Source organism: Streptacidiphilus sp. EB129 (assembly GCF_041262645.1).
Classification (GTDB): Bacteria; Actinomycetota; Actinomycetes; order Streptomycetales; family Streptomycetaceae; genus Streptacidiphilus.
This window is the reverse complement of sequence record NZ_JBGCCS010000003.1, coordinates 373,626-393,822: the sequence shown is the minus strand read 5'-3', so window position 1 is coordinate 393,822 and position 20,197 is coordinate 373,626. Positions and strand designations below refer to the sequence as shown.

Below are 20,197 nucleotides of genomic sequence, written 5' to 3'. Positions count from 1 at the left end.
TAACGCCCATCGGAAGACGCGGAAATGATGGTCCATCACGGATGATTCTCCGAGCGGGGACCACCACGAGGGCGCAAACCGCCGGTTTCCATGCCCCGAGTCACACCGGACCGCCCTCCGCGTCGCTTTCAGGCCGCCGCCGAGCAACCAACTTGTCGCGTTCGCCCGCAATTTGATGCTTGCCGGGCATGCAGTCTCCAGTAAAGGGGCGGTCAAGATTCGACGGCAAATCGCTCATGGGGGGTCAATCCGGTACGTCTGCGTACCGGCGGCGGGCACTCATGGCTTCCGCTCGGTGATACTCGCGCCGGGGTGATCGTCTCCCCCGCCTGCACGATGGCAAATGGAGAGAAAAGGCACAATGGGGAAAAATACAAGATACGTGGGTTCGTCGGGCGGAGGCGTGGCGGTGCTGCTCGCGGGTGCGCTTGCCGCGGCCACCCTCACCACCGCTCCGGCCGCTGCGGCCATGCCCGTGACGCTCCCGCACGCGACCGGCACGGGCGCGGGTAGCGGCTCCGCTGCACGGTTCCTGTCGGCCGATCAGGCGGTCGCATCGGCGCGGACGACGGGGAAGCCCGTGGTCGCCTCAGCGCTGACCACGCAGACCTCACTGACCACAGCGAATCCGAACGGTACCCTGACGCTGTCTCAGTCCGCGGTACCGTCCCGGGTCTTCCAGCACGGGGCCTGGTCGAACCTGGACGCGACGCTGAAGCCCAATGCGGACGGCACGGTATCCCCGGCCGCGACCACGAGCACCGTGGTGCTGTCCGGGGGCGGCCGCGGTCCGCTCGCCTCGCTCTACACCGGCGGGCAAGGCTTCACGCTGACCCTGCCGACCGCCCTGCCCCGTCCGACGCTATCCGGTCCGAGCGCGGTTTACCACAACGTGATCCCGAACGTGGATCTGACCGTGACCGTGCAGTCCAGCGGCGCGGTCAGCGACGTGTTCACCATCCGCTCGAAGGCCGCCGCCCACGATGCGCGGCTGGCAGGTCTGCTGAACGCCACCACCACAACCACCCGCGGACTGCACGTCGCCGCCGATGGCAACGGGGACCTGGCCGTCGCGGACGTCCACGGCCACCCGTTGTACACCGCCCCCGCGCCCAGTGCCTGGGATTCGTCAGCCACCGCGGCACCGGCAGTCCTGGCACGCAGCGTTGCCGCGCCCCAAGCGGCCTCAGACGCCGGTGCCCCCGGGCACGGCGCACACACCGCCAAACTCGCCGTCACCCTCCGGCCCGGCACCATAGCTCTGGCCGCACCGGGAAGCCTGCTCGACGCGCCCGGCACGGTCTACCCGGCCTTCATCGACCCCACCTACTCACCCTCCTACGGCAGGACCGGCTGGTCCAGCCCCGGTTCCGGGGTACCCGACACCCCCTACTGGAACAGCACAGTCGACGCCGGCGCCGGTGACAGCGACGCCGAGGTCGGCAACAGCGGCGATGTGCAGGGCGAGGCGATGAGCCTGTTCAACCTGCCCATCGACCTGGCCACCCTGCGCGGCGCCAAGATCTACGGCGCATACTTCGGGATCACCGAAACCAGCTCATGGGCCTGCCTGACCTCCGGGCACGACCAGTACGTGGACCTGTACGCCCCCTCGGCGACGCTGAGCTCCGGCGCCGCCACCTGGAACACGTGGGTAGGCAGCCTGGGCGGCAGCATCGCCTCGCAGTCCTTCGCGATGGGCTACACCGGCTGCCCCGCAGGCGGCATTCCCGCCTACAACGTCACCAGCACCGTCACCAACGACGTCACCGCCGGCAAGACCACCCAGACCCTGGCCCTGCGCGCCGACGACCACAGCGACAACTACGCCTTCAAGGAGTTCAACCCCGCCAGCGCCCAGCTGACGGTCACTTACGACAAGTACCCCAACACCCCCAGCGGCCTGAAGACCTCCCCGGCCACCAACTGCAGCACCACCGTGCTGGGTGACACGAGCGTGTCGTTGTACGCCACCGCGTCCACCACCACAAAGAGCTCGCTGACCACGACCTTCAACCTCTACAAGACCACCGACTCCACCAAGACCAACCTGCTCACCACCGCCAACGGCATCGCCTCCGACACCTGGACCGGCGGCAGCGGGCAAGCCGCCGTAATGACCGTGCCCGAGTCGTTCTACAAGGCCCGCGCCAACGGCGCCGCGACCTCGTTCTCCTTCATCGCCCAGAGCAGCGACGGCACGCTGGCCTCGGGCTGGGCCAGCCCGTGCACCTTCAACTGGGACCCGTCCCGGCCCGGAGCCCCGGGCGTGGCCCCCAACCCCTCGCCCACCGGTGGCGCCGCGACCTGCGCCACCCGCGACAGCGGCAGTACCGGCACCATCGAGCCGATCGGCACGACCTGTTCCTTCGCCCTGACCCCGCCCACCACCAACGGCACCCCAAGCGCCATTTCCGGCTACCTCTACCAGCTCAACCAATCGGCCCCGGTGAACGTGCCCGCCACCGGCTCCACGAGCATCAACGTCCCGCTCACCCGCCTGGTCAACACCGTGACCGTCAGCGCCCTGTCCGCGGGCGGCAACCTCGGCTCCCCAGTCACCGTGTGGTTCGACGGCAGTCCCCTCAGCCCGCCCGCCAAGGACGGCGACCTCACCCTGGACGGCACCCCTGACCTGATCGTCCCAGGCGCCAGCGGACCCAAATTCCCGCCCGGCCTGTGGCTCGCCCCCGGCAACACCGACGGCACCGTCGCCAAGAACGCCATCAACATCGGCGCCAGCGGCCTGAACTTCAACTCCGACCCCACCCCCGCCGACTGGAACGGCGCCCAGGCCGTCACCGGCAACTTCTGCAGCAACGGCGCCCAGGACGTCCTGGCCTACTTCCCCACCGGCAACAACGCCGGCGGCGGCACCATCGCCTGCAACGACGGCAGCACCGGCCCACTCCACCTCGGCACCAGCCTGGACGCCGGCAGCGCCCCCTACCAGATCAGCGCCGCCAACCTGGAGGACGTCAACAACAACATCGCCACCCAGGTCGCCGCCGCGGGCGCCACCAGCGGACCCACGCACAACGTCGGCCTGCCCGACCTGCTCGCCACCATCAACAACCAGCTGGTGCTGCTCTACGCGAACACCCCCGGCGGCTACACCACCAACGCCTCCTCGGGCTTTGGCATGTGCCAGGGCGGCTGCACCATTTTGACTGGCCTCAACACCCCTGACGGCACCCAGGACTGGAACAGCTGGACCATCGCCACCGCCCAACTCTCTTCCGGGACCGCCATGTACCTGTGGCAGCCCGGCACCGGGGCACTCGACCTGTGGACCGGCCTCGCCCTGGACACCACCGGCACCACCCTGACCACCGCCGGCCAGTACACGATCGCCGACGGCACCACCGCCACCTGGAACATGAAGCCGGCAGACACCCTGCTGCTGCGCGCCGCCGACCTCACCGGCAACGGCATCCCGACCCTGTGGGACACCGACACCAGCACCGGCATCACCACCGCCACCACGCCCAGCAGCCTGGCCAACCCCAGCCCCGCCCTCACTACCACGACCACCGCGGCCACCACGACCGCCACCGCCACAGACGCCTGGAACTTCCAGGACATCGCCGCCAACACCGCCAACTGCTCGCTCACCGGCGCCCCCGCCGGCTGCCCGCTCACCAGCACCGCCGACAGCATCGGCGGCCTCAACCTCACCGGCACCACCGGCGCCGTATGGAACACCGGCGACATCTACACCCCCGACGCGATGCTCAACACCGACAGCGACGGCGTCACCCCCAGCGGCGGCACCGGACACCTTTCCACCACCGGCAAGGTCCTGGACCTGACCAACAGCTTCACCGTCTCCGTGTGGGCCTTCCCCAGCGCCTACGGCGGCGCGGTCCTGTCCCAGGACGGCACCGCCGACTCCGGGATCACCCTGGCCCCTTCCGCCAACGGCTGGCTGTTCAACCTCAACACCGGCTCCGGCACCGCCTGGGCCTTCGACACCATCACCGGCGGCACCGCCCAACTCGGCACCTGGTCCCACCTGACCGCCACCTACGACAAGAACACCGGTGTGATGGACCTCTACGTCGACGACGTCCTGGTCGCCACCGGTCACCACACCGCCCCCGGCACCGGGGCAACCAACACCCTCCAGATCGGCGACGACCAGCACTCCAGCCCCCCCACCACCCATACCGACTACTTCACCGGCCGCGTCGCCGACCTGCAGACCTGGACCGGCGCCGTGCCCCCCGCCCAGCCCGCCAGCCCGGCCAGTTACCACCAGGCCCTCACCCCCACCCGCATCTTCGACACCCGCACCAATGGCAACCTGACCTACTACAAGGGCAACACGTACGCAACCGTCACCGCCGGCAACAGCACCGTCGAAGGCGGCTCCACCACCATGCTCCAGATCGCCGGAGACAACGTCACACCCGCCACCAGCGGCGCACCCACCACCATCCCCAACTCGGTCACCGCCGTCGCCGTCGCCGTCACCGCGACCAACGAAACCGGCGGCTCCTTCGTCAGTGCCTACGCCGACGGCACCCAGCAGCCCATCACCTCCTCAACCAACTTCAACACCAACCAGACCGTCACCGGATACCAGATCGTCCCCGTCGGCAACGACGGCCGCATCGACCTGCGCCTGGCCGGCGGCGCCTACACCGCCGCCCTGATCGTCGACATCACCGGCTACTTCACCAGCGACGCCAGCCTCCCCGGTGACCAGACCTACACCCCCCTGCAGCAGGCCACCCGCGCCCTGGACACCCGCTCCAGCATCGCCAACACCACCGGCCTGGGCTCAACCGGCAACGTCGCAACCGGAACCGCCTTCACCCTGCAGATCACCGGCCTCGACAACATCCCCAGCACCGCAACCGCCGTCGCGGTCAACCTCACCGCCGCCAACGAGACCGGACCGGGCTACTTCGAGGCCTACGCCACCGGCGCCCCGCCCAGCGCGGACACCAGCCTCAGCTTCGACACCGCCAGCGCCTACTCGTCCATGGCAGCCGACGTCCCCATCGGAACAACCGCAGGCTCCATCACCATCAAGGTCCAGAGCAGCGCCGCCGTCATCGTCGACATCTCCGGCTACTACACCACCACGACAACCGGCCAGAAGTACCACACCGTCAACCCCACCCGGCTCGTGGACACCCGCAACGGCATCGGCGGCAGCAAGGGCACCGTCGCCTCCCTGAACGCCTACACCCTCAGCCAGGCCGACACCCAACAGATCACCACAAGCGTCACCCCGACACTCGCCGCCATAGCCACCGTGACCGACACCCTCGGCAGCGGCGGCGGAAACGCCACCGCCTACCCCACAGCCGCAGGCAAGCCCGGCACAACAAACCTCAACTGGCCCACCGGCGGCACCCTCGCCAACCTCACCCTGACCCCCACCGACACCAACGGGCAGATCAGCCTCTACAACGACAGCTACGGCACCGTCGACTTCGTCGTCGACTGCAGCGGCTACTTCAGCTGACCCCACACACCACACCCAACAACCAGGTGACGTAGACCGCGGCTCGGCTTGGGGAGCGCTCGATGAGCTCTCCCCGAGCCGAGCCGTCCGACTTCCAGCGCGACAGCGGCCGCGCTCCCGCAGGGGGCGTTCAAGAGCCTCAGCGTGCATCTGGGATCTGCTGCAACGAGCAGTCCGAGTCCTCAACCCGACGCAGTGGCGTCCAGTGGCCGCTTCTGCGTCATAGCCGGCCACGGCATGGCCGGCACAAGCACCTCAGGAAGCCGGACTGGATCAACGTCGTGCGCCACCCGGACGTCGTTGGAGCGTGGCATGATCCGGGCTTCGGCTGGGCGGAGATCCTCAGCGTTCTGCACCACCTCTGCGAAGTGCTGCAGTGCTGGTCCGTCGGCTGCCGACGCGCCGACGACGACCGCCCCCATCGCAGCTCTGTGCAGCGATGCGGGCGGCGGAGGGCAGTCTCGGCGAGGCGCAGTGGTGGGGCGTGGCTGAGCTGGATGCCGTTGAGAACGCGGGGATCAGCTTCGGACAGTCAGAGGCGATCGGCAGCGCCCGCGGTGGCCTCCTCCCAGATCTGCGGCGTCCAGCTTCCGGTGCGTCGATCTTGATGGCGCGATCCAGGGCGCCTATGTCGATTCCCAGTTCGAGGGTGCCACCGCGCGTTCTGCGGCGCCCTGCGCGCGGCATGCCGTCCAGCCGCATGGGTTCGGCCAGTGGGCATCATGCCCCAGCTCGACGGCGCTTCGGGCCGATCGACAGTCTGATGAGAATCTCGTATGATGCCCCACGAACGATGCGCCCTAATCTGCTTGCTGTGCGCAGCCAGGATGAGGCGATCGTGGCAGGCGGTGCTTCCATCCATGGGGTGACGGCGCGGCAGGGGCGATCAGAACCACGGCCACGTCTTGGATCGAGGAAGCTTTGCGCCCGTTGGCGGAGTGGGGACATCGCGGCACGCTTGACCGGCTCCTGATAGGTCGCGCGAACAGCTTCGGATTTCTGAGATTGATGTTGGCGCTCGCCGTAGTGTTCGCACACGCCTACGCGCTGGCATATGCGGCCCAGGATCCTCTGGGGAGGCTCAGCGGTGGACAGACGGACTTCGGCAGGCTGGCGGTCGTAGGCTTCTTCGTTCTGTCCGGATTCATGATCACAGCGAGCGGTCTCCGACTCGGAATCGTCCGCTACGCCTGGCACCGCGCGCTGAGGATCTTTCCGGGCCTGTGGGCCTGCCTCCTGGTCACCGCGTTCGTCATGGCTCCGGCCCTCTACTTCCACATGGTCGGCTCACTGAACGGCTTCTGGACAGCACACGGCGGCCCCCTCGCCTACATCAAGGGCTGGTACGTCACGGGCCAGACCGCGGGGTTCGACGTCTCCAATACCATGGCGATGGCCGTGACCAGGGGGATCACAAAAGACGGCGGATTCGACGGTGCGCTCTGGTCACTGAAGTACGAGATCTTCTGCTACATGGTCGTGGGTCTACTCGCGGCCAGCGGCGCACTCAGGCGTGCCCCCAAATTGGTACCACTGCTTGCACTCGGACTCTGGTCCAGTCTGGCGGTGAACTTCTTCAACGCTCCCACCATGCACTCCGTGCTGGGCGAGGGGCAGGGCGGTGGATTCCAGATCCCGATCATAGGCAATTTGAATGCCAACTTCGTGGTCTATCTTCTGTTCTCGTTCATGCTCGGAGCCAGCGCCCAGCTGTACCGGCACCGCTTCCCCGTCCACGACGGTCTGGCGATCCTCTCTGTGATCGTCCTGCTTGCCTCGCTTCACTGGGGCGCGTTCTACGTTCTGGGATATCCGCCCTTCGGCTATCTCATGATCTGGCTCGGTGTTCGGCTGCCGGCCGTATTGCACCGGGTCGGTCAAAAGCACGACTACTCGTACGGCGTGTACATCTATGGCTTTCTCGTCGAGCAGACCTTGGTCGTGCTCAGATTCCAGCACAAGGGGATGGCGGTCTACCTCCCTCTCGCCGTGATCGGCAGCCTCATGGTGGCCTTCGTCTCCTGGCATCTCATTGAGCGTCAGGCGATGCGCCTCAAGGACTGGCAACCGACCTTCCCCGGAGGGCGACGCCGACGAGGAGCCGAACCCCCGTCGGATCGATCGGCGCCACCAGTGGCGGAACCGGCACTGGTACGCGCCGACTCCTGATAGCAGTGTGTGCCGAGAACCTCTCCACACAGGTCATCCCGCCAGCGGAAGCCTCCGGCCACCACAGCATGATGATCACTCGTGCACGCAGGGGCTGTCCCGTCCGACACCCCTGCCCGGGCAGGCCGACCGGCACGTGGCTGCTCGTGAGCGGCACGGCATCGTGATCAACTATGCTGCTGCGACCTGCCTACCTGACCGTGACCAACGCCTTCGCCATACCCGGTCGCTGGCGATGAGCGACCGCGACAAGGACATCGAGATCCTGACCCTGCACCACCAGATAGGCATTCTGCAACGGCAACTCGGACCAGACAGGCGAACTTCACGCCCAAGTCCGGACCTTCCTCGCCGCGCTCCTCCACCCCCTGCCCCGCGAGGTCCTACGCCAGCCACGACTGAGCATGCGACCCAACACCGTGCTGCGGTGGCACCGCAGTCTGATGAGGCAGCCACAGGCGCACCCCTCCCGGCCCAAACGCCCCGGGCCCCCGCTCCGTCCGCTCCGTCCGCTCCGTCCGCCTGCTGGTCGTGCGCCTGGCCCGCGAGAACCCGTCGTGGCGCTACCGACGCATCCACCGCGAACCCGCCATCCTCGGCGTCAAGATCGGCGCATCCAACATGTCGGAGATCCTCAAGACCGAGGGCATCGACCCGGCCCCGGAAAGAGCCACCACCACCTGGGCCACCTTCCTGCGCTCCCAGGCTGACGCCCTGCCACGGAACGCGTAAATAGGCCCAGCTCAGACAGGCTTCCGGCGGGGAGACGCGTCCGGTGGGCCAGGGTACTGACTACTCCAGCCGCGCCATCCCCGCGATCCTGGCCGCGGAAAACGGCGCAGCGCCGGCCAGCAGCCGACAACCCGAGCCGTTCTGGAGGACTCCGCGTTCCGGCACGTGTGGCAGACCATCCGTGCCCTGCGCGACCACGACGAACGCCTGGACACCGCACTGCGCCAGGCCCGCCTGCTGTGGGCCGACAGCGGACACGCCCCGGCCCGGCTCCCCGAGCAGATCACCACCATGATGCCCGCCACCGCCAACGAGGCGTTCCTGCGCGCGTTCCGCACCCGGGTCGTCACCGCCGGCGGCGGCGACACCTCCGCCTACGCAATGCAGCGACTGCACCGCTACCGGGCCGAGCACGGCCATGCACTGGTCCCCGCCTCCTACACCGACCCCAGCGGCTTCAAGCTGGGCCTGTGGGTGGCACGCTGCCGCACCGACTACCGGCTGCGCGCCCTGCCACCCCAGCGCATCACCGCCCTGGAGGCCCTGGACGGCTGGGTATGGAACGTCAACGAGGCCCGCTGGCGCCAGGCTCTGGCAGCGCTGCAGGGGTTCGCCGACCAGCACGGACATGTGACCGTGCCCCGCACCTACACCGCGCCGGGCGGGCACAGGCTCGGGCCCTGGGTGCGCCAGGTCCGCGTCGACATGCGGCGCGGCCACCTCCCCTGTTGCCCGACGCTGAAAATCCCCACGAACCGGGCGTTCACGATGCCGATGTTGTGAGGTGAGAACACCCCGCCGGGCGGGGTGCCGGCGGGGTGTTCGTCGCGCAGTGTCGTTGTTCGTCGGCAAGGTGCCGGTCGGTCAGTCGATCACCTCGCTGACCGCCGCGCGTGCCGCGGGCTCGTCGACGAGGTTCTTGCCGGCGGCGAACGTGGCGACCAGTGATTGCAGCGAGAGGTTGTTGACGGCCCTCGGAAAGCCCCGCGCGGTGGTGTGGATCAAGGACATGGCGTCGTCGGTGAACAGCTGGTCAGGGCGCCCGACGAGCTTCAGGTGATGGGTGACGTAACTCGTCGTCTCCGCGGAGGTCATCCCCGGCATCGTGTAACGGAGGGCAGTGCGTTGTTCGAGAGCGGCCAGGACTGCGAGTTTCATGGTTCGGCGCAACGTGGGTTGTCCGACCAGCAGGCAGGACAGCGGCGATTCCTGGTCCATGCCCTGGTTGGTGAGCATCCGGACCGCCTCCAGTTGCTCGTAGCCGAGCAGGTGGGCCTCGTCCAGGACCAGAACGGGTGTCCGTCCGCGCTCCTCGCGTTCCGCCATCAGGGCCTTGCCGACCTGGACGGTCAGGCGCGAGCCCAGGTGGGAGGGGGTCTGGCCGAAGGTGTTCACGATCTCCTCGTGGATGCCCCGGACGCCGATCATCGGGTTCGGCAGGTAGATGACCGTGTACTTCGAGGGGTCCAGGCCGGCCAGCGCGGTGCGGACGGAGACGGTCTTCCCGGCGCCGACCTCGCCGGTGACCACACCGATGGAGCGTTCGCTGATGCACCAGCTGATGCGGGCGACGGCCTCGTTGTGGGAGCTGTGCCGGTGGAGCATGCCGGGAGCCAGGTCCCGGCCGAACGGCATCCGGCTGAAGCCGTAGTGTGCCTGCAGTTTCTCAATCACGCTGATCCTCAGGTGAGTTGGCTGGCCAGTGGGCTATTCGGTGGTGAGGTCGACGGTGGGGGTCGGCATTTCCCAGCCCAGCGCCGAGTAGTTGACCTTGTCGGCGAGCTCGCTGGAGTGCGCGTGGTCGATCAGAGCGAGGTAGTCGATGCCGGTCGTCGGCTTGGGCTCCTCGGCCGGGACCTCAGGGCGGGCCTTGGGGTGGCTGTGGCGGTTGATCTGGAACGGCAGAGCGGTGCCCGCGTCGTGGCCCTCGGAGCGGACCTGCAGGAAGGTCAGGTCGAATGGGTCGAAGACCAGCTCGACGCGGCGTCCGGCCAGCAGCGGATCGACCTGGTAGCGGTTGCCGTGCAGCGAGACCAGGGCCGTCTTGGTGACCACACGGTGCTCGGACCAGCGGAAAGCCTCCGCCAGGTCGGCGGGGGCCGGGACGGGGAACGGGGCGCCGGCCATCCAGCGGGCGAGTGGGGCCATGCCCGTCTCGGAGTGCGTGCGGCGGTGGTAAACGCCCTCGACCCAGGCCGTGAACAGGCGGTTCATCTCCGCGAGGCTGGTGACCTGCCGTCCTGGCTCGCCGTCGCCGGAGGCGATCTCGACGGTGAACTCGCCGTTCACGGTGCGGAAGAACCGTTCGATTTTTCCCCTGCCCTGTGGTCGGCCGGGCTGGGAGTGGACGAGCTTGATCCCGAGCTTCGCGCAGGCCCGCAGGAGCCACGAGTCCACGAAGGCGGAGCCGTTGTCGACGTAGACGTAGTTGGGGACGCCGCGCGCGGCCAGGGCCGGTCGCAGGGCCGCCGCGAGGCGCACGGTGTCCTCGGCGAAGCCCCAGCGGTGGCCGACCACGGCCCGCGAGTGGTCGTCGACGAACGCGAACAGGTAGGTCTTGCGGCCCTCGATCCTGGGGCCGTGCAGGGCGTCGCCGGTCCACATCTCGTTGGGGCGGTCGGCCTCGAACCGGCCGAACACCGCCGGTTCGACGGGGCTCCTGAGCGCGGTCAGGCCGGTGCGGACGAACATTCGCTGCAAGGTCCGCTCGTCCGGCGCCCAGCCGTGCTGAGCAGACAGGATCCGGCGGACCTGCGCGGCCGAGCGGGACGGATTCTCCTTCTTCAACGCCGTGGCCAGCTCGAAGACCTCCGGCGGGGTGCGCGGCTGGGACTGGCGAGTGCTCGGGATCAGGGCGTCGAAGCCGCCCCGGCGCCACTCCCCTATCCACCGGTCCAGCGTCCAGCGGGTCAGCCAGACCGTTCGGCCGTCCGGATCGGTATGAGGGGTGCCGGCAAGCGCGCGGACCAACGCGCCGCGCTGGCGGCCAGTGAGTGTCTGGTCAGCCGCCTCCCTGATCAGCATGTAGCGGGCCAGGCCGATCGACCTGGCCCGCTCCAGGCGATTGACCTGGTCATCGTCTTTCTTCGTCACCGCGGACTTCCTGATTGGTCATCACATGACAGGGCCCGCGAAGGCTCGCAGAACATCCCCTTCGACCATCAGGGGCGGCTCGTGTTGATCGTTGATCAAGAAAGTGAGGGTGCCAGCAGCCTGCCCCTGGTGGCCGCGCAGGCCAGCCACCACGGCGACACCTCGCCGACGTGCGGCCAGCGCGAGGCCGCCGCCACCGACGCGCCGAACACGGCCGCGACCGCGTCCGCGAACGGCGTCGTCATCGCAGCGGGCGGCACCGGATCGAGCGCGGTGTCCACCAGCAGCACCGTGAACACCGTCCGGACCTCCTCGGCACGGCCGGCGAACCGCCGCAGCCAGCCCCGGACCGTCTCCACCGGCCGCCCGATCCCGGCCGCGATCGCCCGGGCGCCCGCCCCGGACGCCTTCGCCGCCAGCGCCGCCCCTATCACCTCAGCCAGATCCGCCCGCCTGACCAGTGCGAACACCGGCAGAAGGACATGCGAGACACCACAGCCCACGCACCTGGTCCGCCTCGGACGCACCACCACCGACCCGGACCCGCTCCGCAGCACCCGCACCCGGGCCCACCCCCAAGGAGCCAATGAATCACCGCAATCCGGACATGCCAACTCCGAGTCGGCGAGTTGCCCCTCGACCTCAATCACGTTCGCCCGTACCGTGAGCACAGCGCCTCCGCGCGCTTCACGGCCCTCCCGGGCGTACTCCGCCAAGAGCTACCGGGAGGGCCTTCTGCATGCCCTTCGTCGGCAAGGTGCCGCCCCAAACGAACTCCGGGGACCCAGGGACATGCATCCGAATCTGTCGGCGCACATGATGCCCCCAATTCGCCTCTCCCGTCGGCACCTTGAGAGTCGCTCAACACCTCCCCCCTCACCGGCTCGCGGAACTCGACGCGATCCCGGGCTGGGTCTGGCACGAGAACGACGCCCGCTGGCAGCGCGGCCTCAATGCCCTGGCCCGGTTCCGCACCGAACACGGGCACGCCCAGGTCCCGGCCACCTACCGCACACCCAGCGGCTTCGCCCTGGGCGAATGGTGCAGCGGCCGACGCGGGGAGTACAAACGCGGCACCCTGACCGACACCAAACGCACCACCCTGGAAGGAGTCGAGGGCTGGACCTGGACCGCCCAACAGGGACGGCGACTACGCGGCTGGGCCCTGGTACGGGAGTTCGCCGACCAGCCGGCCACGCACTCGTCCCGCACGACCTGCTCCTGCCCGACGGCTACCCACTAGGAGCCTGGGTCGGCTCACGACGCCGCGAATACGAGCGCGGAACCCTGGAACCCTCCCTGGCCGCGCAGTTGGACGCCCTGCCCGGCTGGCGATGGAACGTTCGCGAGGGAATGTGGGACCGCGGCCTCACGGCCCTGCACACCTACCAGGCCGAACACGGCCACGCCTGCCCCCGCACCAACCACGTCACCCCCGACGGCTTCCGCCTCGGCGGCTGGATCAACGCACGCCGCACCGACCACGCCAACAACCGCCTGTCCGCCGAACGGACCACCCAACTCGAAGCCCTGCCCGGCTGGCAGTGGCACACCTTCGACACCCGCTGGGACCACGGATTCCAAGCCCTGCGCGCATTCCAGCAACACCACGGACACACCCGCCCCACCACCACCCACACCACCCCCCACGGGTTCCGCCTCGGCCGCTGGGTCGACGCACGCCGCACCGCCTACAAACGCGGCCGCCTCTCCCCCGAACGCATCACCATGCTCGAAGCCCTCCCAGGCTGGACCTGGGACGCCTCACCCAACCCACGCCCCTGAACCGGCCGCGCACCAATCCCCCGGACGGGAGACCTGTCGCGCCCAGTCCGCGCCCCGCGCGAGAAGGCTGAGCGCTACCGCGCCCTCGGCATCCGCCTCACCTACAACCCTGCGAACGCAGAAGTGCGGATCGAGGCTAACCTCGACCCGCACTGTATTCCCCAATGTCGTGGGGAAATGATCTGTCTGTGTCCGAGGGGGGACTTGAACCCCCACGCCCCGAAGGGCACTAGCACCTCAAGCTAGCGCGTCTGCCATTCCGCCACCCGGACCGGGTGATCATCGCGGCGTCTCCGTCGCGCTGACAGAGAGAACACTACCAAGAAAACGGAGCACCTCTGACCGGGGTCTCTTTGCCCTCCGGTGAGCATTCTCATGCAGAGTTTGGGCCGATATGGCCACACCTCGCACCGTTCGGATCGAAAGTGGACTGAATCGGCCAGGACGTCGCCACTTTCCGCACACGGGTCGGCGCGCTCCGTACCTGAGGGTGTCATATCGGATGAACCGACCGGGACGGCAGCCCGTGGCCGCCCGGGGTTGAGTGCGCAGAGGATGGCGGCACAACGATGCATGTCCGCGGAGAGGTCCCTCCCGAACCCGGCCCTGGTGCCCCGGACGCGCTGGGATTGGAGGGGGTCTGGCGCTTCGCGGTTCCGGCCGTGGACGCGTCCGTACCGCAGGCGCGGCACGCCGTCCGCGATCTGCTCGCCGCCCAGGGACTGCAACGCGGCGAGTACGAGGAACTGGTCCAGGGACTGCTGCTGATCGTCTCCGAGCTGGTCACCAACGCCGTACGGCACGCCGCGCTGCTCTCCCCGCAGGTCGTCGTGGAGATCGTGATCGGCTCCGGCTGGGTGCGGCTCTCCGTCGAGGACAGTCACCCCTACCGCCCGAAGGCGCTGCAGAACGACTTCGGCCGCACCGGAGGGCGCGGGCTGCTGCTGGTGAAGGCGGTGACCGTCGAGGCCGGCGGGGTGTGCGACGTCGACCGGACCGCGGGCGGCGGGAAGGTCGTGTGGGCGTCTCTCCCGCTGCCCGCTCCCCGTCGCGGGTAGCACGGCGGGGCACAGGCGCGCACAAGCGGCGACGGTGACAACGACGGTGGCGGCGGCAGCGGCGGCCGTTCAGACCACCGAGCGCCACCAGTGGTCCAGCTTCGGCGGCCGGCTCACCTCGATCCGCTCCCCCGGGCGCGGCACCGCCACGCGGACGCCCCGGGCGTCCGCGTCCAGACACAGTCGCTCGACCGGCTCGGACCAGTCGTGCAGTCCGAGCACGAAGGTCCCCCAGTGCACCGGCACGAACAGGCCCTCGCCGCGGGCGTCACGACCGTCTCCGTCTCCCTCGTCACCGCCCTGGCCGTCGTGAACGTCGTGAACCTCGCCCACTGCGCCGTCCGTGCCCGTACCCGCGGCTAGCCCCGCACGCCGCCGGTTGACGTCGAGGTGCGTGCTCACGCCCTCCTCCGGGGTCATGTGGATCGAGCGCCAGTGGTCGCTGTAGGCGCCGATCTGGACCAGCGACAGGTCGAAGGGCCCGTACCGGTCCCCGGTCTCGGCGAAGCCGTCGAAGTAGCCGGAGTCGCCGCTGTAGAAGACCCGGTGCCGTGCACCGAGGATCGCCCAGGAGGCCCACAGCGTGCCGTTGTTGCTGAACCGGCGGCCGGAGAAGTGCTGGGCCGAGGTGGCGACCAGGCGGATCCCGCGAATCTCGACCGAGCCCTCCCAGTCCAGTTCGTCGATCCGGTCCCGGGACACACCCCACCGCTCCAGGTGTGCGCCCACGCCCAACGGCACCAGGAATCGCGCGTCCTGGTTGTGCGACAGGTCGACGATGCTGTGCATGTCCAGGTGGTCGTAGTGGTCGTGCGAGATCACCACGGCATCGATGGGCGGCAACTCGTCCAGCGCGACCGGGGGCTCGTGGATCCGGCGTGGGCCGGCGGACTGCGAGGGCGAGCAGCGCTTGCTCCAGACCGGGTCGAGCAGCAGCCGGGTGCCCTCGATCTCCACCAGCGCGGTGGAGTGGCCGAACCAGGTGACCGCGAGCTCCTCCGAGGCCGGCGCGTCCGCGGACACGTCCCGCACCAGCGGGATCGGCTTGGACGGACGCCGCAGTTGCTTCCCGAACAGCATCTCCCGCAGGACCGTCCCGGCGCCGCCTTCCGGTCCGCTCTGCGGTCCCGACTCCGGCTCGACGTCGTTGTGGAACACCCCGTCCCGGTAGCGGGGCGAGCCGCTCAGCAGGGCGCCGCTGACGCCCTTCGTCGGGTCGCCGCCGAAGGCCGCCGGGATCTCCCGTGCCGCCCGGGCCAGCACGCCGACCGCGCCGACCGCCGTCGCCGCGCCCAGCGCGACCCCCACCGTGCGCACCCGTTTCCGCCGCATACCGCTACCGCCCGCCTCTCTCAGGACCCACCTCGTCGCCCGGCACAGTCGCCCGGCACGGCCCCAACGCTCGGCAAACGGCCGACCCGCGGGGATGGTTCCACGTCCCACAACCTCTGCAGTGAACCCCTTCCGCATCCCGGCCATTCCGGATCGCTTCCGGAATGGGGTCAGCCCACCGTGCGGAGGAAGTCGTCCAGCACGCCGGCGCCGAAGCGCAGCGCGTCCACCGGGACCCGCTCGTCCACCCCGTGGAACAGTCCCTGGAAGTCGAAGCCCGGCGGCAGCCGCAGCGGCGAGAAGCCGTACCCGGCGATGCCCAGCTGCGCGAACTGCTTGGCGTCCGTGCCGCCGGTCATCGAGAAGGGGACGACATGGGCGCCCGGGTCGTGCGCCAGCACGGCGTCCCGCATCGCCGCAAAGATCGCCGCGTCCACCGGCGCGGTCAGCGCCTGCGAGCGGTGCTGATAGGCCCAGTCCACGTCCGGGCCGGTCAGCTCGTCCAGGACGGCCTCGAACTCCTCGGCCAGGCCGGGCCCGGGCAGGGTGCGACCGTCGACCTCGCCCTCCGCCAGGCCCGGAATGACGTTGGTCTTGTACCCGGCCCGCAGCACCGTGGGGTTGGCGCTGTTGCGCACCGTCCCGGCGACGAACTGGGCGGCCACCGGGTCGAGCCGGGCGAGGTAGGAGTCGACGTCGAACGAGGGGTCGTCCAGCTCCGCCTCGCTCAGCGCGGTCCCGGTGGCGGTGGCCAGCGCGAGCAGCCCGGCCCGCACCGTCGGGGTGATCCGCACCGGCCAGCGGTGTTCGCCGATGCGGGTCATCGCGGCCGACAGCCGGGTCACCGCGTTCTCCCGGTTCGGCTTGGACCCGTGGCCGGCCCGGCCCCGGGCGGTCAGCCGCAGCCAGGCCGTGCCGCGTTCGCCGGCCGCGACCGGATACAGCCGCTGACCTCCGGCGGTGTGCACGGTGTAGGCGCCCATCTCGCCGATGGCCTCGATGCAGCCCTCGAACAGGTCCGCGTGCTTGCGCACCAGCCAGTCCGCGCCCGCCGCCGCGTTGTCCTCCTCGTCGGCGGTGAAGCACAGCACGATGTCGCGGCGCGGCCCGCGTCCCTCGCGCGCCCAGGACCGGGCCACCGCGAGCACCATCGCGTCCATGCCCTTCATGTCCACGGCCCCGCGTCCCCAGACCTCGCCGTCGCGGATCTCACCGCTGAACGGCGGCACACTCCAGTCGGCGGCCTGGGCCGGGACCACGTCCAGATGCCCGTGCACCAGCAGCGCCGGCAGTCCGGGCTCGCTGCCACGGATCCGGGCCACCACGTTGGCGCGCCCCGGTGCGGACTCCAGCACCAGCGGCGACAGTCCCGCCTCGGCCAGCCGCTCGGCGACGTACTCGGCGGCCGGACGCTCGCGGCAGTCGCCACCCCCGTGGTTGCTGGTGTCGATCCGGATCAGCTCGGAGGTGAACCGCACCGCCTCGTCCCCGCGCAGATCCGGGCGCAGATCCGGGCGGAGATCCCCGCGCTGATCGCCGCGCAGGTCCCCGGCCGGGTCCTCGCGCCCGTCGCCACCCGGGTTACCGCCCACCGTGCTCGCCATCGTCACCGCACCTCTTCCTCGTCACTCGCTCCGAGCGTCCGGCCTGCCGACGCCGCACCGTCCCGATCATCCCCCCGATCATGCCGCCGAGGGCACTCCACCCGGCCGGATAGGATCGGATCCTCATGACTGCCACCCTCGTCGCCAAAGACCTCACCGCCGGACACGGCGACCGTGTCCTCTTCTCCGACCTGGACCTGGTCGTCGCCCCCGGCGACGTCGTCGGGCTGGTCGGCGTCAACGGCGCGGGCAAGTCCACCCTGCTGCGCATGCTGGCCGGCCTGGACACCCCCGAGGGCGGCGCGGTCCGGCTGAGCCCGCCCACCGCGACCGTCGGCCACCTGCCGCAGGAGCCCGACCGCCGTCCGGGCGAGTCCGTCCGGGCGTTCCTCGGCCGCCGCACCGGCATCACCGCCGCGCAGGCCGCGCTGGACGCCGCGACCCAGGGACTGGTGGACGGCACCCCCGGCGCCGATGACGCCTACTCCGTCGCGCTCGACCGCTGGCTCGACCTCGGCGGCGCCGACCTGGACGAACGCGCCGAGGAGGTTGCCGCCGACCTGGGCCTCACGGTGGGCCTGGACCTGCCGATGACCGCCCTGTCCGGCGGCCAGGCGGCGCGCGCCGGACTCGCCTCGCTGCTGCTCAGCCGCTACGACGTGTTCCTGCTCGACGAGCCGACCAACGACCTCGACCTGGACGGCCTGGAGCGGCTGGAGACCTTCGTCGCCGGCCTGCGCGCCGGGACCGTGCTGATCAGCCACGACCGCGAGTTCCTCACCCGCACCGCGACCCGGATCCTGGAACTGGACCTGGCCCAGCAGCAGGTCAACCACTTCGGCGGCGGCTACGCCGCCTACCTGGAGGAGCGCGAGACCGCGCGCCGTCACGCCAGGGAGGGCTACGAGGAGTACGCCGACACGGTGTCCTCGCTGGAGGCGCGGGCCAGGACCCAGCGGTCCTGGATGGAGAAGGGCGTGAAGAACGCCCGCCGCAAGGCCCCCGACAACGACAAGATCGGCAAGGCCTTCCGCACCGAGTCGACCGAGAAGCAGGCGGCCAAGGCCCGGCAGACCCAGCGGCTGATCGAGCGTCTGGACGTGGTCGAGGAGCCCCGCAAGGAGTGGGAGCTGCGGATGGAGATCGCCGCCGCACCGCGCTCCGGCTCGGTGGTGGCCACCCTGCGCGGCGCGCGGGCCGAACGCGGCGACTTCGTGCTCGGCCCGGTGGACCTGCAGATCGACTGGGCGGACCGGGTCGCGATCACCGGCGCCAACGGCTCGGGGAAGTCCACGCTGCTGGCGGCGCTGCTCGGCCGGCTGCCGCTGGACGCGGGCCAGGCCTCGCTGGGCCCGGGCGTCGTGGTCGGCGAGGTGGACCAGGCCCGGCAGTTGTTCCTCGGCGACCAGCCGCTGATGGAAGCCTTCAGCGCGGCCGTGCCCGAGATGACGCCCGCCGACGTCCGGACGCTGCTGGCGAAGTTCGGCCTCCGCGCGGCACATGTGCTGCGCCCCGCCGCGACCCTCTCCCCCGGCGAGCGCACCCGCGCCGCGCTGGCGCTGCTCCAGGGACGCGGGGTGAACCTGCTGGTGCTGGACGAGCCGACGAACCATCTGGACCTGCCCGCCATCGAGCAGTTGGAGTCCGCGCTGGACTCCTACCAGGGCACCCTGCTGCTGGTGACGCATGACCGGCGGATGCTGGACGCCGTGCACACCACCCGGCGGATCTCGGTGGCCGACGGCCGGGTCAGCGAGAGCTGAGCCCGGCCGCCGGCCGCCTCACCCGGTGATCCGTCAGCCGCGCTTCGGCGGAACGTACTTGTAGCCGACCCGGCGCACCGTGACGATGCGCCGGCGGTAGTCCGCGCCCAACTTGCGGCGCAGCCGCGCGACATGCACGTCCACGGTGCGGCCGTCGCCGACGTGGCCGTAGCCCCAGACCGCCGTCACCAGGTGGTCGCGGGTGTGCACCCGGTGCGGATGGGCCGTCAGGTGGGCCAGCAACTCGAACTCCAGATAGGTCAGTTCGAGCGGCTCGCCGTCGACCCGGGCGATCCGGCGATCCCCGTCCAGCTCGATGTCAGTCCCGGCGTACTCCGCGACCGGCGTGACGCCGAGCCCATCGGGGGACACCCCTGCCGCGGCCCGTGCCGCCGCGTCCGCAGTCACGCCTCCGCGCGTGCCCGCGGACGGGGACAGCGGCCCGGGCGCCGGGAGTGGCAGCGACGTGAGCAGTGGCAGTGACGTGGGCAGCGGTAGCGACGTCGGCAGCGGCGCGCCCGCCGGGAGCAGCACCAGGTAGCCGACCATCGGGGTGTCGGCGGCCACCGTCCCGAAGTACTCCGGGAGTTCGCGCAGGGTGGGCAGCACGCCCTGCGGCCACGGGGCGACGACCGCGCCCTCCGGCAGCCGGTAGACCGGTGCCTCGTGCGCGCCGACCGAGCGCAGCCGGGGCGGCACGGCCGGCGCCGCGCCGTTCCCACGTCCGGCGGCGGAGGGCGATCCGGTGGAGGTGGACGGCGCGGCCGCGGCGGGGTTGGGGACGGCGGAGATCGTGGAGAGGTTCGACATGGCGGAGCTCGCTTTCGCGCGAAGACGAGAACAACGGAGACGGGTGCACGGGATCGTCTGCGCGCTCGCGGTCGCCTGCGAAATGCCTGCTGAGGGCGGTGTGACCTACTGCTCAGCCGCGTACGGGGACCTGCGCGCCGGTCGAGCGGCAACAGGTCTCGTCGAAGTGGAACGGCTGCCGGGACGGCCAGAACGGCTCAAGGTCGAGGGCATGGCGCCTCGTCCCCCCGTCCAGGGCTGCGTCAGCGGCAATCAGGTCCATGCCCCCATTCAACCAGACGCCGCGAGCAGGGCGACAGCCGCACCCGTCCACAACCCCCACACGCTGCGCAAACGAAGCACATCCGTCGGCCTGGCGCTCACCTTCCCTTC

The 20,197-nt window shown here is 70.1% G+C and carries 15 protein-coding genes and 1 tRNA gene; 8 read left to right on the top strand and 8 right to left on the bottom strand.

Annotated elements, in window-relative coordinates; genetic code table 11:
* Positions 1–382 precede the first annotated feature (382 nt).
* The 4 genes from ABH925_RS06330 (at position 383) to ABH925_RS06315 (ending at position 9,163) form a co-directional block, all read left to right on the top strand.
* Positions 383–5,479 (top strand): LamG domain-containing protein, encoded by a 5,097-nt coding sequence (locus ABH925_RS06330; protein ID WP_370145953.1) that lies wholly within the window; start codon positions 383–385, stop codon positions 5,477–5,479.
* Positions 5,480–6,409: 930 nt separating this feature from the next.
* Positions 6,410–7,648 carry an acyltransferase family protein gene (locus ABH925_RS06325; protein WP_370145952.1) on the top strand — a complete coding sequence of 413 codons (1,239 nt, stop codon included), beginning with the start codon at positions 6,410–6,412 and terminating at the stop codon, positions 7,646–7,648.
* Positions 7,649–8,179: 531 nt separating this feature from the next.
* Positions 8,180–8,380, top strand: a complete 201-nt coding sequence (locus ABH925_RS06320) for a hypothetical protein (protein ID WP_370145949.1) — start codon at positions 8,180–8,182, stop codon at positions 8,378–8,380.
* A gap of 165 nt (positions 8,381–8,545) precedes the next feature.
* Positions 8,546–9,163 (top strand): helicase associated domain-containing protein, encoded by a 618-nt coding sequence (locus tag ABH925_RS06315; RefSeq protein ID WP_370145948.1) that lies wholly within the window; start codon positions 8,546–8,548, stop codon positions 9,161–9,163.
* 81 nt (positions 9,164–9,244) lie between these two features.
* On the opposite strand, the gene ABH925_RS06310 is transcribed toward ABH925_RS06315, so the two are convergent.
* From ABH925_RS06310 to ABH925_RS06300, 3 genes are all read right to left on the bottom strand, one after another.
* Positions 9,245–10,054 carry an ExeA family protein gene (locus ABH925_RS06310; RefSeq protein WP_370145946.1) on the bottom strand — a complete coding sequence of 270 codons (810 nt, stop codon included), beginning with the start codon at positions 10,052–10,054 and terminating at the stop codon, positions 9,245–9,247.
* Between the two features lie 33 nt (positions 10,055–10,087).
* On the bottom strand, positions 10,088–11,473 hold the full coding sequence (locus ABH925_RS06305) for a DDE-type integrase/transposase/recombinase (protein ID WP_370145944.1): 1,386 nt from the start codon (positions 11,471–11,473) through the stop codon (positions 10,088–10,090).
* Between the two features lie 95 nt (positions 11,474–11,568).
* A complete protein-coding gene (locus ABH925_RS06300; RefSeq protein ID WP_370145941.1) occupies positions 11,569–11,943 on the bottom strand; it encodes a hypothetical protein in 375 nt (124 codons plus the stop codon).
* A 380-nt stretch (positions 11,944–12,323) separates the two neighbouring features.
* Between ABH925_RS06300 and ABH925_RS06295 the strand changes: the two genes are divergently transcribed.
* Both ABH925_RS06295 and ABH925_RS06290 read left to right on the top strand, forming a co-directional pair.
* Positions 12,324–12,716, top strand: coding sequence for a helicase associated domain-containing protein (locus ABH925_RS06295; protein ID WP_370145939.1), 393 nt, complete (start codon positions 12,324–12,326; stop codon positions 12,714–12,716).
* 110 nt (positions 12,717–12,826) lie between these two features.
* Positions 12,827–13,258, top strand: coding sequence for a helicase associated domain-containing protein (locus ABH925_RS06290; RefSeq protein WP_370145938.1), 432 nt, complete (start codon positions 12,827–12,829; stop codon positions 13,256–13,258).
* Between the two features lie 189 nt (positions 13,259–13,447).
* On the opposite strand, the gene ABH925_RS06285 is transcribed toward ABH925_RS06290, so the two are convergent.
* A tRNA-Leu gene (locus ABH925_RS06285) sits at positions 13,448–13,530 on the bottom strand.
* Positions 13,531–13,827: 297 nt separating this feature from the next.
* On the opposite strand from ABH925_RS06285, the gene ABH925_RS06280 reads away from it, so the two are divergent.
* On the top strand, positions 13,828–14,316 hold the full coding sequence (locus ABH925_RS06280) for an ATP-binding protein (protein WP_370145937.1): 489 nt from the start codon (positions 13,828–13,830) through the stop codon (positions 14,314–14,316).
* Between the two features lie 69 nt (positions 14,317–14,385).
* Here the strand turns inward: ABH925_RS06280 and ABH925_RS06275 are convergent, their stop codons facing one another.
* Positions 14,386–15,633, bottom strand: coding sequence for an MBL fold metallo-hydrolase (locus tag ABH925_RS06275; RefSeq protein WP_370145935.1), 1,248 nt, complete (start codon positions 15,631–15,633; stop codon positions 14,386–14,388).
* Between the two features lie 185 nt (positions 15,634–15,818).
* Positions 15,819–17,252 (bottom strand): M20/M25/M40 family metallo-hydrolase, encoded by a 1,434-nt coding sequence (locus ABH925_RS06270; protein ID WP_370145934.1) that lies wholly within the window; start codon positions 17,250–17,252, stop codon positions 15,819–15,821.
* A 125-nt stretch (positions 17,253–17,377) separates the two neighbouring features.
* Between ABH925_RS06270 and ABH925_RS06265 the strand changes: the two genes are divergently transcribed.
* On the top strand, positions 17,378–19,015 hold the full coding sequence (locus ABH925_RS06265) for an ABC-F family ATP-binding cassette domain-containing protein (protein WP_370145931.1): 1,638 nt from the start codon (positions 17,378–17,380) through the stop codon (positions 19,013–19,015).
* A gap of 33 nt (positions 19,016–19,048) precedes the next feature.
* On the opposite strand, the gene ABH925_RS06260 is transcribed toward ABH925_RS06265, so the two are convergent.
* Together ABH925_RS06260 and ABH925_RS06255 are read right to left on the bottom strand one after the other, a co-directional pair.
* Entirely contained in the window at positions 19,049–19,825 is a 777-nt protein-coding gene (locus ABH925_RS06260; RefSeq protein WP_370145930.1) for a winged helix-turn-helix domain-containing protein, read from the bottom strand.
* A gap of 112 nt (positions 19,826–19,937) precedes the next feature.
* Positions 19,938–20,087, bottom strand: a complete 150-nt coding sequence (locus ABH925_RS06255) for a hypothetical protein (protein ID WP_370145929.1) — start codon at positions 20,085–20,087, stop codon at positions 19,938–19,940.
* Positions 20,088–20,197 lie beyond the last annotated feature (110 nt).

Bases quoted from the DNA above. Each gene is read 5' to 3' on its own strand.
- ABH925_RS06290 (WP_370145938.1), top strand. From the start codon at position 12,827: ATGTGGGACCGCGGCCTCACGGCCCTGCACACCTACCAGGCCGAACAC.
- ABH925_RS06280 (WP_370145937.1), top strand. From the start codon at position 13,828: ATGCATGTCCGCGGAGAGGTCCCTCCCGAACCCGGCCCTGGTGCCCCG.
- ABH925_RS06270 (WP_370145934.1), bottom strand. From the start codon at position 17,252: ATGGCGAGCACGGTGGGCGGTAACCCGGGTGGCGACGGGCGCGAGGAC.
- ABH925_RS06265 (WP_370145931.1), top strand. From the start codon at position 17,378: ATGACTGCCACCCTCGTCGCCAAAGACCTCACCGCCGGACACGGCGAC.
- ABH925_RS06260 (WP_370145930.1), bottom strand. From the start codon at position 19,825: ATGTCGAACCTCTCCACGATCTCCGCCGTCCCCAACCCCGCCGCGGCC.
- ABH925_RS06255 (WP_370145929.1), bottom strand. From the start codon at position 20,087: ATGGACCTGATTGCCGCTGACGCAGCCCTGGACGGGGGGACGAGGCGC.